Source organism: Diaphorobacter sp. B2A2W2 (genome assembly GCF_056730635.1).
In genome coordinates, this window is record NZ_JBWZOR010000007.1 from 87,827 (window position 1) to 103,431 (window position 15,605).

General features: G+C 69.3%; 13 protein-coding genes. 3 read left to right on the plus strand and 10 right to left on the minus strand.

Annotated features, from left to right (window positions below; all coding sequences use genetic code 11):
• Positions 1 to 5: 5 nt before the first annotated feature.
• On the plus strand, positions 6 to 1,430 hold the full coding sequence (gene mpl, locus AC1PPL_RS13015) for a UDP-N-acetylmuramate:L-alanyl-gamma-D-glutamyl-meso-diaminopimelate ligase (RefSeq protein ID WP_088888358.1): 1,425 nt from the start codon (positions 6 to 8) through the stop codon (positions 1,428 to 1,430).
• Positions 1,431 to 1,478: 48 nt separating this feature from the next.
• Here the strand turns inward: mpl and AC1PPL_RS13020 are convergent, their stop codons facing one another.
• The 6 genes from AC1PPL_RS13020 to AC1PPL_RS13045 form a co-directional block, all read right to left on the minus strand.
• Positions 1,479 to 1,790, minus strand: coding sequence for a hypothetical protein (locus AC1PPL_RS13020; protein WP_011806738.1), 312 nt, complete (start codon positions 1,788 to 1,790; stop codon positions 1,479 to 1,481).
• A 94-nt stretch (positions 1,791 to 1,884) separates the two neighbouring features.
• Positions 1,885 to 3,003 carry a 3-deoxy-7-phosphoheptulonate synthase gene (locus tag AC1PPL_RS13025; RefSeq protein WP_047350663.1) on the minus strand — a complete coding sequence of 373 codons (1,119 nt, stop codon included), beginning with the start codon at positions 3,001 to 3,003 and terminating at the stop codon, positions 1,885 to 1,887.
• 253 nt (positions 3,004 to 3,256) lie between these two features.
• Positions 3,257 to 3,805, minus strand: a complete 549-nt coding sequence (locus AC1PPL_RS13030) for a hypothetical protein (RefSeq protein ID WP_479973462.1) — start codon at positions 3,803 to 3,805, stop codon at positions 3,257 to 3,259.
• A 22-nt stretch (positions 3,806 to 3,827) separates the two neighbouring features.
• Positions 3,828 to 5,288: a metalloprotease TldD gene (gene tldD / locus AC1PPL_RS13035; protein ID WP_103737173.1), complete on the minus strand. Its 1,461-nt coding sequence runs from the start codon at positions 5,286 to 5,288 to the stop codon at positions 3,828 to 3,830.
• A gap of 61 nt (positions 5,289 to 5,349) precedes the next feature.
• Complete coding sequence (rodA, locus tag AC1PPL_RS13040) at positions 5,350 to 6,522, minus strand: rod shape-determining protein RodA (protein ID WP_479973463.1); 1,173 nt, start codon at positions 6,520 to 6,522, stop codon at positions 5,350 to 5,352.
• Positions 6,523 to 6,578: 56 nt separating this feature from the next.
• Entirely contained in the window at positions 6,579 to 9,002 is a 2,424-nt protein-coding gene (locus AC1PPL_RS13045; protein ID WP_479973464.1) for a protein kinase domain-containing protein, read from the minus strand.
• Between the two features lie 91 nt (positions 9,003 to 9,093).
• Here AC1PPL_RS13045 and AC1PPL_RS13050 point away from each other — a divergent pair, with 91 nt between their 5' ends.
• Positions 9,094 to 9,681: a YqiA/YcfP family alpha/beta fold hydrolase gene (locus tag AC1PPL_RS13050; protein ID WP_479973465.1), complete on the plus strand. Its 588-nt coding sequence runs from the start codon at positions 9,094 to 9,096 to the stop codon at positions 9,679 to 9,681.
• Here the strand turns inward: AC1PPL_RS13050 and AC1PPL_RS13055 are convergent, their stop codons facing one another.
• The 4 genes from AC1PPL_RS13055 to AC1PPL_RS13070 all read right to left on the minus strand — a co-directional run bounded on the left by AC1PPL_RS13055 (position 9,682) and on the right by AC1PPL_RS13070 (position 13,279).
• A complete protein-coding gene (locus AC1PPL_RS13055; RefSeq protein WP_479973466.1) occupies positions 9,682 to 11,235 on the minus strand; it encodes a Wzy polymerase domain-containing protein in 1,554 nt (517 codons plus the stop codon). It abuts the gene before it with no gap.
• Positions 11,236 to 11,381: 146 nt separating this feature from the next.
• Positions 11,382 to 11,777, minus strand: a complete 396-nt coding sequence (locus AC1PPL_RS13060; protein ID WP_479973502.1) for a c-type cytochrome — start codon at positions 11,775 to 11,777, stop codon at positions 11,382 to 11,384.
• 71 nt (positions 11,778 to 11,848) lie between these two features.
• Positions 11,849 to 12,439, minus strand: a complete 591-nt coding sequence (locus tag AC1PPL_RS13065) for a ferritin-like domain-containing protein (protein ID WP_479973467.1) — start codon at positions 12,437 to 12,439, stop codon at positions 11,849 to 11,851.
• A 108-nt stretch (positions 12,440 to 12,547) separates the two neighbouring features.
• Positions 12,548 to 13,279, minus strand: a complete 732-nt coding sequence (locus tag AC1PPL_RS13070; RefSeq protein ID WP_479973468.1) for an RNA polymerase sigma factor — start codon at positions 13,277 to 13,279, stop codon at positions 12,548 to 12,550.
• 128 nt (positions 13,280 to 13,407) lie between these two features.
• On the opposite strand from AC1PPL_RS13070, the gene AC1PPL_RS13075 reads away from it, so the two are divergent.
• Positions 13,408 to 15,579 (plus strand): ribonuclease catalytic domain-containing protein, encoded by a 2,172-nt coding sequence (locus AC1PPL_RS13075; RefSeq protein ID WP_479973469.1) that lies wholly within the window; start codon positions 13,408 to 13,410, stop codon positions 15,577 to 15,579.
• Positions 15,580 to 15,605: the final 26 nt, after the last annotated feature.

Sequence of the window (15,605 nt, forward strand, 5' to 3'; positions counted from 1 at the left end):
GAGCCATGCATATACACATCCTGGGCATCTGCGGCACGTTCATGGGCGGCCTGGCCGCGCTGGCGCGCGAGGCGGGCCACCGTGTCACCGGCTGCGACGCCGGCGTCTACCCTCCCATGAGCGACCAGTTGCGCGCCTTGGGAATAGAGTTGATCGAAGGCTATGGCGCCGACCAGCTCGCGCTGAAGCCTGACATGTTCGTGGTGGGCAACGTGGTCAGCCGCGCGCGGCTGGCGGACGGCACGCCGAAGTTTCCGCTGATGGAGGCCATCCTCGACGCGGGCGCGCCCTATACCAGCGGGCCGCAATGGCTGGCCGAGCATGTGCTACAGGGCCGCCATGTGCTGGCCGTCGCCGGCACGCACGGCAAGACGACCACCACGTCCATGCTGGCCTGGATTCTGGAATGCGCGGGCCTGGCGCCCGGCTTCCTGGTGGGCGGTGTGCCGATGAACTTCGGCGTATCCGCGCGTCTGGGCGCACCCGTACGGCCCCTGGCCGGGCCAGGACCGCTCGCCACGGCGCCGCTGTTCGTGATCGAGGCCGATGAATATGACACCGCGTTCTTCGACAAGCGCAGCAAATTCGTGCACTACCGCCCCCGCACCGCCGTGCTGAACAACCTGGAGTTCGATCACGCCGACATCTTTGACGACCTGGGCCAGATCGAACGGCAGTTCCACCACTTGGTGCGCACGGTGCCGCCCTCGGGCCGCGTGGTGGTCAACGGGCTGGAGGAGAGCCTGGCACGCGTACTGCACGCCGGCTGCTGGAGCGGCGTGGCCAACTTTGGCACCGCGGTGAGCGACTTTGGCGCGCAAGGCGAGCCGCACGATTTCGAGGTGCTGCAGCGGGGCCGCACAGTGGCACGCGTGCAGTGGTCGCTGACGGGCGTGCACAACCAGCTCAATGCCCTGGCTGCCATCGCGGCCGCCGAGCATGTGGGCGTGACGCCGGCCCAGGCGGCCGAGGCGCTGGCGCGCTTCGAGAACGTCAAGCGCCGCATGGAGCTGCGCGGCATGGTGCGGGGCATCGCTGTCTATGACGACTTTGCGCACCATCCCACGGCGCTGCGCACCACGCTGGACGGACTGCGCCGGCGCGTGGGCCCCAAGGGCGAAGGCCGCGGGCGCATCCTGGCGGTGTTCGAGCCGCGCAGCAACACCATGAAGCTGGGCACCATGAAGGCGCAGTTGCCCTGGGCGCTGGAGCCGGCCGACCTGGCCTTCTGCCATACCGCCGGCCTGGACTGGGACGCCGCTGCGGCGCTGGCCCCCATGGGTGCGCGCGCGCAGACGGCGGCCGACCTGCCCACGCTGGTGGGCCAGATCCGCGCGGCGGTGCAGCCGGGCGACCACATCGTCTGCATGAGCAACGGCAGCTTTGGCGGAGTGCACGCCCAACTGCTCGCAGAACTATCAAAACAATAGCTTCTAGCGCTTGATTAATAAGCGCTAGCAGCCTTTTTGGCTTGAGACTTAGAAGCTGACAGCCATGCCCGGCACGTCCACGCGCACGACGGGCCTGGCAAGCGCAGCGACGGTGGCGCGGGCAAACTGGCCGGACCATGCAGGATCGGCCAGCAGCGTCGCCCCCGCGGCGCGGGCCACGGTCAGCACCTTGTCGGCCAGCAGCACCTTGCCGCTGGCGCGCAGCGGCTCGCATTCCAGGCGTAGAAATTCATCGTCCAGCCAGCGGCGCGCGTCCTCGTGCGACAGGGGCTGTCCCCCCTGCGCGTCCAGACGGAATTCCTGATCGGGGCTCAGGGTGACCAATACTTCGCTGTGCATGAGCTGTCTCGCCTCTTGATGGAATAGTGTTGACGGGTGAACGGGACGGCGCGGCCGCGCCATTCCCGTGCCGCGAGCTTACACCGCGCCCGCTTCAGCGCGCGCGCCGCGCTTGCACGGCGGCCGCCAGCTCGGCCAGGCAGGCAACGGAGTCGTCCCAGCCCAGGCAGGCATCGGTGATGCTCTTGCCGTATTCCAGCGCCGTGGCATCGTCCTTGCCCGGCGTGAACTTCTGCGCTCCGGGCTGCAGGTGGCTTTCCACCATCACGCCGAACACGCTGCGCGAGCCGCCTGCGATCTGCGCGGCGATGTCGCGCGCCACATCGCGCTGCTTCTCGTGCTGCTTGCTGCTATTGGCATGGCTGCAGTCCACCATCAGCGACGCCGGCAGGCCGGCGGCCTCCAGGTCCTTGCAGGCCGCGGCAACGCTGGCGGCGTCGTAGTTGGGCGCCTTGCCGCCGCGCAGGATCACGTGGCAATCCTTGTTACCCGCGGTATGCACGATGGCCACCTGGCCGTTCTTGTGCACCGACAGGAAGTGGTGGCCGCGGCTGGCGGACTGGATGGCATCGGTGGCGATGCGGATGTTGCCGTCGGTGCCGTTCTTGAAGCCGATGGGGGCCGAAATGCCGGAGGCCAGCTCGCGGTGGACCTGGCTTTCGGTGGTGCGCGCGCCAATGGCGCCCCAACTGATCAGGTCGCCGATGTACTGGGGCGAGATCACGTCCAGGAACTCGCTGCCCGCCGGCACACCCAGGCGGTTGATGTCGATGAGCAGCTGGCGAGCGATGCGCAGGCCCTCGTCGATGCGGTAGCTGCCGTCCAGGTAGGGGTCGTTGATCAGGCCCTTCCAGCCCACGGTGGTGCGGGGCTTCTCGAAGTACACGCGCATCACCACTTCCAGTTGGTCCTTGTACTGCTCGCGCACGGCCTTGAGCTTGCGCGCATAGTCCACCGCGGCGTGCGGGTCGTGGATCGAACAGGGGCCGATGATGACGAGCAGCCGGTCGTCCTCGCCGCTCATGATGCGCTGGATGCTGCGGCGTGTGTTGGCAATCAGCGACTCCACCTCCGACCCGCGGATCGGGAAAAAGCGAATCAGGTGGTCTGGAGGAGGAAGCACGGTGATGTCCTTGATGCGTTGGTCGTCGGTCTCGCTGGTTTTCTCGACGTTGGGATACCAGGCATCGCTGCTGGAGACATGGGCGTTCATGGGTGCTTCCTCTCGGGTGTGTGGGGGTGAAGATGGAAAACGGAGAACAGATAACAAAAAACCGCCGGGCTTTTCAGCTTCGGCGGTTTCTTAGAGAAGGGGGCTCAGTCTGGGTGCGCGCGTACCTCTCATCCGCCAGGGACAGAGAACCAAAAGTAAAAGTAAAACGCGCTGTGAACTGACATGCGAACCAATGTAGCACGTATTGCGGCACCGCAACATAGGCACCGTGTTGCCGTCGCGCTACAACCGCTTACGGATGCCGTCCCTCGAACCACCACCGGCGCAGGCGCGCCAGCAGTGGCGCACGCGGCGGACGTTCCGCGGCAGGCCGGGTGTCGGGCGCCGATCGCTCCATGCAGGGGTCGCCTTGCATATAGATGTCGAGCACCAGCCGTGCCTCTCCCAGCGTGCGCCACGCCTGCCGCTCGAACGCGCCGAAGCGCTCGGCCTCAGAGGGGCTACGCTGCTGCAAGGCCTGCTGCCATTGCGCCAGGGCATCGCGCAATTCGCGCAACGCGCGCTGGTAGACACCGAATTCATACAGCGCATGCCAGGCCGACCCCAGGCCTGTGAGGTGCAACTGGTGGCGCCTTGCGCAATGCGCCAGCGCCTCGGCGCTGCGCCGCACGGCCTCGGGCCCCAGCTGCCCCCGGCGCGCGCGCGTGGCGGCCTCGATATGCTGGGCCAGCTCGCCCAGGCTGTCGCGCAGCGCACGCGCGTCCTCGTCCGCCTCGCCGCCGTGCGGGTTAAGGTCCGGATCGGTGAAAGTCTGCGGGCGGCTGGAGAGTGGCGCGGGCATGGCACACAACCGGCCGCGGCGCTCAAGCCGTGCCGCCCACCGTCAGGCCATCGATGCGCATGGTGGGCTGGCCCACTCCCACGGGCACGCTCTGGCCTTCCTTGCCGCAGGTGCCCACACCGCTGTCCAGGCGCATGTCGTTGCCGATCATGGTCACCTTCTTGAGCGACTCCGGGCCGCTGCCGACGATGGTCGCGCCCTTCACGGGGTACTGGATCTTGCCGTTTTCCACCCAGTAGGCCTCGCTCGCGGAGAACACGAACTTGCCGCTGGTGATGTCCACCTGTCCGCCGCCGAAGTTGGTGGCGTACAGGCCCTTCTTGATGCTGGCGACGATTTCCTGCGGGTCCTTGTCGCCGCCCAGCATGTAGGTATTGGTCATGCGCGGCATGGGGATGTGGGCATAGCTCTCGCGCCGGCCGTTGCCCGTAGGCTTGACACCCATGAGGCGCGCATTCATCGCGTCCTGGATGTAGCCCTTCAATATGCCGTCCTCGATGAGCACGTTGCGCTGCGTGGCGTGACCCTCATCGTCCACGTTGAGCGAGCCGCGGCGGTCGGCCAGCGTGCCATCGTCCAGCACGGTGACGCCCTTGGCCGCCACGCGCTGGCCGATGCGGCCGCTGAAGGCGCTCGACCCCTTGCGGTTGAAGTCGCCCTCCAGCCCGTGGCCCACGGCCTCGTGCAGCAGCACACCGGGCCAACCGGGGCCCAGCACCACGGTCATCTCGCCCGCAGGCGCGGGGCGCGACTCGAGGTTGACCAACGCAGCATTCACGGCTTCATGGACATACTGCCCGATCTGCTCGTCGGTGAAATAGGCCAGACCGAAGCGCCCGCCCCCGCCGGCCGAGCCCACCTCGCGGCGGCCGTTCTGCTCGGCGATGACGGTGATCGACAGGCGCACCAGCGGGCGCACGTCGGCGGCCATCAGCCCATCGGCACGCGCCACCAGCACCACGTCGTACTCGCTGGCCAGGCCCGCCATGACCTGCACCACGCGCGGGTCCTTGGCGCGGGCACATTGCTCGGCGCGCTCCAGCAGGCGCACCTTGTCGGTGCTGTCCATCGAGGCGATGGGGTCGATGTGCGGGTACAGCGAACGGCTGTTTGCTATCTTTTTGGAAGCTACTCGCGCTCGTCCCACCTTATCCGCAGCCGAAATGGACCGCACGGTACGGGCCGCGTCGAGCAGCGAGGCCTCGGAAATATCGTCCGAGTAGGCGAAGGCGGTCTTCTCGCCGCTCACCGCGCGCACGCCCACGCCCTGGTCGATGGAGAACGAGCCCGTCTTGACGATGCCCTCCTCCAGGCTCCAGCCTTCGCTGCGCGTGTACTGGAAGTACAGGTCGGCGTCGTCCACGCGGTGCGCGCGGATCTCCGCCAGGGCGCGGGAGAGGTGGGACTCGTCCAGGCCGAAGGGGGTGAGCAGCAGCTCACGGGCCAGGCCCAGGCGTTCGATGGTGGGTTCGCGGGAAATCATCGGCCGATTGTAGGCAGGCGCCCTAGACCCTGCGTGCACGCAGGTTCCCTCCGCAGCCTCGCTACCGCGCCCGCGGCGGCCCCTGCTCGGGCTGGTGCTGTGCGCGTGCCACCGACATCAGCACCCCCAGCGCCAGCCCCAGCGTGACCATGGCCGTGCCGCCGTAGCTGACGAACGGCAGCGGCACCCCCACCACGGGCAGGATGCCGCTGACCATGCCCATGTTCACGAAGGCATAGGTGAAGAAGATCATCGCCACGGCACTCGCCATGAGGCGCCCGAACAGCGTATTGGCATTGGCCGCAATCGCCAGCCCGCGCCACACCAGCAGCACAAAGCAGACGATCAGGGTGAGGTTGCCCACCAGCCCGAACTCCTCGGAAAACGCGGCGAAGATGAAGTCGGTCGTGCGCTCCGGAATGAACTCCAGGTGCGTCTGCGTGCCGGCCATGAACCCCTTGCCCCACACGCCGCCCGAGCCGATGGCGATCATGCCCTGGATGATGTGAAAGCCCTTGCCCAGCGGATCGCGCGTGGGGTCCAGCAGCGTGCAGATGCGCTGTTGCTGATAGTCGTGCAGCACCGGCCAGCGCACGCCCTCGGCGCACAGGTGCGGCTCGAACCAGACGATGAGCGCAATGCCCACCGCGCCCAGCAGCACCGGCGGCACCACCAGCTTCCAGGGCAGGCCCGCAAAGAAAATCACCGACAGCCCCGCGGCCATCACCAGCAGCGAGGTGCCCAGGTCGGGCTGTTTCATGATCAGGCCCACGGGCACCATGAGCAGCGCCCCCGCCACCACGAAGTCCAGCGCACGCAGCTGGCCTTCGCGCTTCTGGAACCACCAGGCCAGCATCAGCGGGGTGGCGATCTTCAGCAGCTCGCTGGGCTGGATCACCACACCCACGTTGATCCAGCGCTGCGCCCCCTTCTTGGTGATGCCGAACAGCGCCACGCCCACCAGCAGCGCCACGCCCAGCGTGTACAACGGCACGGCCAGCATCATCAGCCGCTGCGGCGGCACCTGGGCCACCACGAACAGGATGCCTGCGGCCAGCAGCATGTTGCGGCCATGGTCGTAAAAGCGCGTGCCGTGGTCGAAACCCGACGAATACATGGCCACCAGGCCGATGGATGACAACGCCAGCAGCAACGCGATGAGCGGCCAGTCAAAGCCGCGCAGCAGCGGCAGGAGGCGTTGCGGCAGGGAAGGTTTGTCGAAAGCGGCGGCCATGGGGCGCGATTATCGGGCGCCAGGCCAAGCCCCCTGCGTGATTCCAGGACTAGGCATCAGTCGGCCTGGCGAAACGCCAGCACCAGCTGGTTGCGCAGCGTGCGCAGCTGCCCCTGCACCTTGTCGTCCACCACCAGGCCGCCAGGGCGCTCATGGTCGGCATAGATGAGAGCAAAGGGACGCTGCTTGATCGACAGCGGCAGCAGCAGAAAGCTGGTGGCATCGAAGCTGCCGAGGAACCATGCCGGCAGACGCGCTCGCACACGCTCCTCGGTGGCGTCGGCAATCAGGGTATCGGCGCCCCGCTGGCACACGGCGGCAAACAGGTCATCCGCGTCCTTCAGGGGCACGGCCAGGGCGCGCACGGCGTCTGCGCTGCCCTCGCCCAGTCCGAAACGCCCGGTCATGCGCTCGGTCTTGACCTCGCGCAGGCAGAACACGATGCGCCGCGCGCCCAGGGCACGCAGCATGGTTTCCAGCACCATGCGCACGATGTCATTCAGGCGGAAGTCCTCCACCATGGCGTTGCTGACCTCCTGGATGCCAGCGGCCAGCACCTCGGCCGCCTGGCTGACGGAAGACGCCGCATCAGTGGACTGCGCCAGCGTCAGGGGCAGGGTCTGCAGGGCGTCGTAATGCAGCTCATGGCCCGTGGCCGGGTCGGCCAATACCGGCGGCGCATCCAGGGCGGCGGGCGGAGCCAGCAGGCGCGCCGCGGGCGAGCCCTTGTCCACGCGCAAGTCCAGGGCGTCAGCCATGGCGATGAGCTGCTCGCGTGCCAGCACCGTGGCCTTGACGAACTCCTGCTGCGTCATCGAGAAAGCGACCGCATAGTGCGCCGCCAGCTGCTGCAGGCGGGCGCCAGCGGGTTCCGGCTCATGCTGCAGCATGATGGTGGCCGCCTCGTTCGCGGCACGTCCCACCCAGCGCAACCGCTCCACGCCCTCGGGCGGGCGCTGCGGCGGCCGCCCCTGCGGTGGCCGTATGCAGCGCTGCAGGGAATCGGGCAGGCTCCACACACGCGCCACGCCGACACCCAGGTCTTCCAGGCTCAGTCCCAGCACCTGCAAAGCCGCGGCTTCATCGCCCCCCGACGGCCGGTCAGAGGCCACCAGCGCACGGATCTGTGCCGCCTCCTCCGGGAAATAAAACGAGCACAGCATGCGCCCCAGGCCCTGGAACATCGCGCCGAGAAACGCTTCCTCGCGCTGGTCGCTCGGCCCGCACAGCTGCGCCGCCACGGCGCCGGCCATCATGGTGCGCAAGAATTCCTCGCGCATCTGCTTGGCATGCCCCCGGTCCTGCATGTGCTCCAGCAGCACCAGCGACAGCGCCATGTTGCGCACCGCATTGAAGCCCACCAGGCTCACCGCGCGCGAGACCGTGCCGATGCCGCCCCCCAGGTGGGAAAAGGGGGCGCTGTTGACCAATCGCAGCAGCTTGTTGGTGAGGGCAACGCTCTTGAGGATCTCGTTGGTCAGATCGGCAATGCTGTCGTCCTCCGAGTGGGTCATGCGCTGGATGCGCGCCACCGAATCGGACAGCGCCGGAAAGTCACTCTTGTGGCGCATGCGCCGCAGCAGGAAGTCCAGCGCGGCATTGCTTGCCGCGGTAGGGGCGCTCACCGGCGCCGCCCAGGCACGCAAGGCATCGCACATTTCCTGCGCGCTGGCGTAGCGCTCGGCAGGGTCGCGCGCCAGGGCCCGGCGCAGGATGGAGCGCAGGCCATCGTCCACGCCCGCCCCCAGATCCTCGGGCAGCTGCGGCGCGTGGCGGGCGACATGCGCGAGCGCCTGCGCCGGATCGCGCTCAGTAATCAAGCGCCTGCCGGTGAGCAGTTCCACGAGCACCAGCGCAGCGGCGTAGATGTCCGACGCGGGCGCGGGCGCCGCGCCCGCCACCGCTTCTGGCGCCATGTAGGCCGGCGTGCCGCACACAATGGGGCCGCCCCCAGGGCTGGCCATGGCCGCGGCGATGCCGAAATCCATGATCCGCGCATGGCGCTGGACATCCACCATCACGTTCGACGGCTTCAGGTCGCAGTGCACGATGCCGGCCTCATGCGCCGCCTGCAGCCCTTCGAGCACGTCCGCCATCAGCTCCACCGCGTCGTGCACCGCACAGCGGCCCTGATGCGCCAGATGCTCGGCCAGCGTGCAGCCTGGCACATATTCGAACACCAGGTAGGGCTGGCCTTCGTGCACGTCGGCCTCGAACACCGGCACGATGCGCGGGTGCGACAGCCGGCCCACATGGCGCGCCTCGCGCAGCCACTGCTCCTGCGCCTGCGCGTCGCCGCCGTCGGCCAGCCACTTGACCGCGACCTCGCGGTGCAGACGCGTGTCCCGCGCCAGCCACACGGTCGCCTGCGCGCCCCGGCCCAGCACGTGCAGCAACTCGAATCGCCCCAGGCGCTGGCGAGCGGGCATGGCGCCCGCTGCAGCGCCCAGGGTGGCCGGACGGGAAACGGAATCGGGCATGGCGTAAGCTGGCTACAAGATCCACGCATCATCCACCAAAAACCGCCGCCGGACCGGCATTTGCCTTTCGACAGCGCCGACGCTGACAGCCATGCCCACCACCCACCTGCTGTACCTGCACGGCTTTCGCTCCTCGCCCCAGTCCACCAAGGCCCGCCAGGTGGCCGCGCACGTGGCGCAGCACCACCCGGGCGTGACGTTCTGGTGTCCACAGCTGCCCCCTTCGCCGCGCGCGGCGATGGCGCTGGTCGCAGGCGGCATCGCCACCTGGCCGCAGGGACCGGGCATGGCGGTGGTCGGCTCGTCGCTCGGCGGCTACTACGCCAGCTGGGTGGCGCAACAGGCGCGCTGCGCCAGCGTGCTACTCAACCCCGCCGTCCACCCCGCCCGCAACCTGGAACGCTACATCGGCGAGCAGACCGCGTGGCACAACCCCGAAGAGCGGTTCTTCTTCCGCCCCGAGTACATCGCCGAGCTGCAAGCGCTGGACGTGCGCCACCTGCCGCCCGCGGGGCCGGAGCTGCTGATCGCCGCGCAGGGTGACGAACTGCTGGACTGGCGCGAGATGGTCGCGCGCTACCCGCAAGCCACCCAGCGCATACTGCCCGGCGGCGACCACGCGCTGAGCGACTTCGTCCGGCACCTGCCCGAGGTGCTGGCGTTCTGCGACCTGGTCTGATCAGTGTTCCAGCGGCGGGCCACCGGAAGGCTGGCCGCGCTGCCAGCGCCCGAAGTCGTACGGATAGGCGCGGCGGTAGCGGTCGGTGTGCAGCGCCACCTCGTCCTCGCGGCCCAGCAGCCGCGCGCTGGCGATGAGCTTCTCGATCACGCGCGGCTCGGGCGAGTAGTGCAGCAGTTGCAACGCCAGGGCATGCATCTCGGCCGCATTGGCGGGCGTAACCGCCGCAGTGGTGAGCTGCGCGAACTGCGCTGGCGCACGGAAGAACCACACCTGCCGCGCCGCGTCGGCAGCCGTCAGCGCGCGCAGCGCCGCGGGCCGCTCGGCCGTGGGACGGTACAGCACGCTCACGCGCGCGTAGTCGCGCACCAGCACGAACCCCATGGCCGGGGCCGCCAGCAGTGCCACGCCCGCCACCACCGCACCCACGGGGCGCCAGCGCGCCGCACGCGACAGCCAGGGCGCCAGCAGCACCAGCACGGCCAGCGCGGTGGCCAGTTGGAACGGCCCGTACCACAGCGGGAACTCCAGCAGGCTGTGCACGCCCACAAGGGCCAGCACGCCCCAGGCCAGTTGGCGGTGGGGCTGCGCCTCTCGCCAGGGGCGCGCGCGCAGCGCGGCCCACAGCGGCACGCCGCACAGCAGCAGCGCAGCCGGCAGGCCCAGTTCCACCGCCAGATGCAGTGGCAGGTTGTGGGCGTTGTCCAGCAGCACGCAAAAACGCTCTCCCGCAAACGGGTGGATGTAGTGCGCGTAGTCCAGCTCGCCCCAGCCCCAGCCGGCCCAGGGCCGCTGGGCGATCAGCTCCAGCACGTTGGACCATAGCGTAGCGCGGCCGACGCAGGTCTGGGAGCCATCGGCCATCCGCATGAACAGGCCGTCCATGCGCATGCCCGTCCACCGCAGCAGCAGCTGCGGCAAGCCCCACGCGGCCACCGCATAGACCGCCAGCCCCACGCCGGCCATGCCGAGCGCCAGTGCGCCGCTGCTGCGCCGCCACACGACGAGCAGCGCCAACACCACCAGCCACTCCAGCGCCCCCGTGCGCGAGGCCGTGGCCGCGCCCGCAGTGGCCAGCAGCACCATGGCCCAGGGCACCGCGACCGCCGCCAGCACCGGCCAGCGCGCGCCGCGCCCTGCCAGCACCGGGTTGCCGTCCACCTGCTCCTGCAGGCGCGCCACCCACCACAGCAGCGCCCACACGCCCAGCGCCAGCAACGTGGCCTGCTGGTTGCGCTGGCGCAAGTTGCCGAAGGCCAGGCCCGGACTGGAGGCATGCACCCACGGCGCCCACCCCGGGTCGCCCATGAAGAACTGCACCAGGCCGATACCCGCGGCCACCAGCGCCGCCAGCAGCAGACCCGCCGCCAGATGGGCGCCCAGGCGCGCGGCACTGGGACGCCAGGCGCCGCACCAGGCCAGCGCCGCCAGCAGCCAGGCGCAGGCGCCGCTGGCCAGCAGCGGCCAAAAGTTGGAATACGGAGCCTCGGTAATGCCAAAGACGAAGGGCAGCGCCATCGCCAAAATCGCCAGCGGCGTGAAATCAGGACGCATGGCGGGGTGGTGGTGCAAAGGCGATCGTGGACGTCATGGTGGCGCCCATCATAGGCGCCGCCATGGCACCAGCCGCACTTCAAGCCAAAAATGCCTCCAGCGCTTTTTCAGCAAGCGATGGTAGCTATCAAAGGAAGAGCAATGGACTACCTGGGCGTGCAGGAGCTCCCCGGCTGCGTGGCCTGGCGCAGCCAGGCGATGAGCGCCGCACGCTCGCCATCGTCCTTCACGCCTGCGTAGCCCATGGACGTGCCGGGCACGGTGGCTGGCGGGTCCTTCAGGAAGCGCTGCAGCGTGCGCTCGTCCCAGACGATGCCGCTGGCCTTCATGGCCTGGGAGTAGCCGTCGAACCCCGGCGCCGTGCCCGCGCGGCGGCCGAACAGGCCGCAGTGCTGCGGTCCCGTGCGGTGGCCCTCGATGGCGTGGCACCCCGCGCAGCGCGCGTAGATCTGCTGGCCGCGTGCCAGCTGGGCTGCGTCAGGCGCCATGGGCTGGGGCGCGGCCGGCGCTGGCGTTGCCGGCGCGGGCCCGGCGACCGCCATGCCCGCAGCACCAAGCGCCAATCCGCCCACCAATGCCCAGGCCCGCCTACGCCCACCCGCCTGGACTCGGGTCATGACATGAACGCCGAGGGCACCGGCGCCTCACCCAGGGCCTGGCGCAGCACGGCCCAGTGCATGGCCTCGTCGCCCAGGATGCTGGCGGCCACCTGCGCCAGGGCGCGGTCGGCAAACAGCGGCACCGCGCCCAGGTAGGCCGACACGGCGCCGCGCTCCAGTCCGGCGGCAAAGCGCAGCACGTCGGCTTCGGCCTTGAGCTTGTCGGTCGGGAAGCCGTACTGCGCCTTGGCCTGCACGGGCTTGCCGCCCATCTTCTGCACGGCGCCGGCGATCGCGTCGGCATGCTCCTTGTGGTGGCCCTGGAACTGCTGCGCCAGGGGCAGCACGCCGGAGGTGAGCAGACCGCTCTCGGCGCCCACCTGGTAGGCGGCCACGGCCTCGTACTCCGCCGCCAGTGCGGTGTTAAGGATGCGCACGTCGGCCTCATGCTGTCGCGCATCGGTCTTGGCAGCGGCGGCCAGCGCGTCGCGCCCACCCAGCAACGCCACGGCCGAGGCCGAGAGCACGGCCGTGCCCACCGTGCGGCGGCGCGCGAGCAGTGCAGAAGTAGAAGAAGGAGGCAGGAAGAAGGAAGAGCGGTTCATGGTCATCTCCTTGAAGAAAGGGACAAGGGCCGCGCCGGCGGCGCGGGTAATCGGCGCGGCGCACAGCGGCGCACGGGCCATAGGCGTGGGCGGGGTGGCGCCGGCCCGTCAGGCCAGCAGCCCGCGCCGCGCCAGTGCGTCCAGCACCTGCTGCACGACCTGGTCGCAGCGCGCGCCCGCAAACGGAAAGACGCTGTCGGCGCAGGCTTCCACCCGCGCGCCCAGCGCGTCGCGCAACATGGCGCGCGAACGCAGGTAGCGGGTGCGCACCAGCTCTTCGCTGATGTCCAGGCAGAAGGCCGCCTCCTGCACGCTCATCTCCTGCACGGCACGCAGGAGGAACACGCTGCGGTACAGCGGCGGCAGGCTGTGCACGGCCGACTCCAGCAGGGCGCGCAACTGGGCACGCGCAAGTGCCTGGTCGGGCGCGTCGTCGGGCGGGGCGAAATAGGACATGGCATCCTCCGGCTGCGGCTCCTGGTCGCTGGCCTGCGCGGGGTCGATGGCCACGCTGCGCGCACGCCGGCGCAAGACGTCCAAGGCCGTGCGCAGGCAGATGCGCGCCAGCCAGGTGCCCAGCGCGGCATCGCCGCGGAAGGCCCGCAGCCGCGTGAAGGCGCGCAAATAGGCCTCCTGCACCACGTCCTGCGCCTCGGCGTCGTCATGCACCACGCCGCGCGCGGCGCGAAACATCAGCCGGTTGTGGCGCCGCATGATGGCGGCGAAGGCTCCCGCCTCGCCGGCGAGGGCGCGGGCCACCAAGGCCGCGTCCGCCGCACGGTCGGCGGTGGGGATGGCAGTGACAACCGCCGCCTGCGGTAAGTCCTCGGATGGGTGCATGGCTCGCCTCGCTTTCGTTGAGACCCCTTGCCCATTGGACGCACGCCGAAGGCCTGGCGTGACAAACACCCGCAATCACCTGCCGCGAACAGGGGCGCTGCCCGCCGCCATGGGAAAATCGCGCCCCTATGCATGCACTGTTCGACGAAGCCGGCAAGTTCCTGGCCGGCCGCATCCTCTCCGAAGCCGAAAGCTCGGCACAGATTGAGCTCGACTCGGGTAAACGCGTCAAGGTCAAGGCCGCCAACATCCTGTTGAAGTTCGACAAGCCCGCCCCGGCCGAGCTGCTGGCGCAGGCGCGCGAGATCGCCGCCGGCGTGGAGCTTCCGCTGGCCTGGGAGTTCGCGCCCGAGGAGGAGTTCGGCTTCGCCGAGTTGGCGCGCGACTATTTTTCTGCCCAGGCGCCAGTGACCGAGCAAGCCGGCATGCTGGTGGCGCTGTTCGAGGCGCCGCACTACTTCCGCCGCGCGGGCAAGGGGCGTTTTCGCAAGGCGTCGGCCGAGGTGCTGCAGCAGGCCCTCGCCGCCATCGAGAAGAAGAAGCAGATCCAGGCGCAGATCGACGCCTGGGCCGCCGAACTCGTCGCCGGCACCTGCCCGCAGCCCGTGCGCGAGCAGCTCTACAAAATTCTGTTCCGCCCCGACAAGAACGCGCCCGAGTACAAGGCCGTGGTCGAGGCCAGCCGCAGCGCGCAGAAGGCTCCGTTGGACCTGTTGCAGGCCGCGGGTGCGATCGACTCCAGCTACCAGTTCCACTGGAAGCGGTTTTTGTTCGACAACTTCCCCAAGGGCACGGGCTTTCCCCCGCTGGCGGCACCCCAGCCGCCGGCCGACCTGCCGCTGGCGGATGTACAGGCCTATTCCATCGACGATTCGGCCACCACCGAGATCGACGACGCCCTGTCGGTACAGGGCCTGGGCACCGGCACCGTGACGCTGGGCATCCACATTGCAGCGCCGGGCCTGGCGATCCAGCCCGGGGGCGACCTGGACAAGCTGGGGCGCACGCGCCTGTCCACCGTCTACATGCCGGGCTACAAGATCACCATGCTGCCCGACGAGGTGGTGCAGATCTACACGCTGGACGAGGGGCGCGCCAACCCGGCCGTGTCGCTGTATGTGACGATCGACGAGGCCACGCTGGCCATCACCGCCACCGAGACGCGCCTGGAGCGCGTGCCCGTGACGGTGAACCTGCGCCACGACCAGCTCGACCACATCGTGACGGAAGAGTGGTTGGCCGACCCAACCATTCAACATAAAAACACGCCACAGGCCTTGCTGGATCTGCGCGAGCAGCTCTCCTTTTTGCACCGCCTGGCGAAAAGCCTGAAGGCCCAGCGCGAGGTGGTGCGCGGCAAGCCGGAGACCTTCAACCGGCCGGACTACACCTTCCGCCTGAGCGCCGCCCGGCCGCCCGAAGGCGCGAACGCCCCCGCGGGGGGCAGCGCAGCCAGCGAAGCGGCAAGCGTGGGGGCCCACAAGCCCCGCAACGACGGCGCCGAGCCCGATGGCAGCGAACAGGTGCACATCGGCACCCGCAAGCGCGGCGCGCCGCTGGACCTGATCGTGGCCGAGGCCGCCATCGTCGCCAACAGCACCTGGGGCAACATGCTGGCCGAGCACGGCGTGCCGGGCATCTACCGCAGCCAGGCGAGCCTGGCGCCCGGTGTGAAGGTGCGCATGTCCACCAAGGCGCTGCCGCACGCCGGCATCGGCGTGAAGAGCTACGCCTGGGCCACCTCGCCGCTGCGCCGCTACGTGGACCTGGTGAACCAGTGGCAGATCATTGCCTGCGCGCGCCACGGCAAGACCGCTGCACTGGCCGCACCGTTCAAGCCCAAGGACGCGGAGCTGTTCTCCATCATCAGCAGCTTCGATGCCGCCTACAGCGCCTACAACGGCTACCAGGCCGGCATGGAGCGCTTCTGGACGCTCAAGTACCTGCAGCAGAACCAGATCGCCGAGCTGGACGCCACCGTGTTCAAGGAAGGGCCGAACGGCAGCTTCCTGGTGCGCGCCGACACCCTGCCACTGGTGCTGCCCGTGCTGGGCGCGCAGCAGCTGCCGCGCGGCGCACGCGTGCGCGTCAAGCTCGGCGAGATCGACGAGATCACGCTGGACGTGGCGGGCACCCTGGTGGCGCGCCTGGACGACCCGCTGGATGCCAGCGACGACGGCCCGGTGGACGAGGACGAGGGCGACGAGGAGGCCGTGGCCGGCCCGATCGCCATCGCGGTCGATGTCAACGAGGCCGAGGGCGAGGGCGCCGGCGGCACCGCTGATAATCGGGCGCCGTGACAACCGCTCCCTTGCTCCACCGCCAT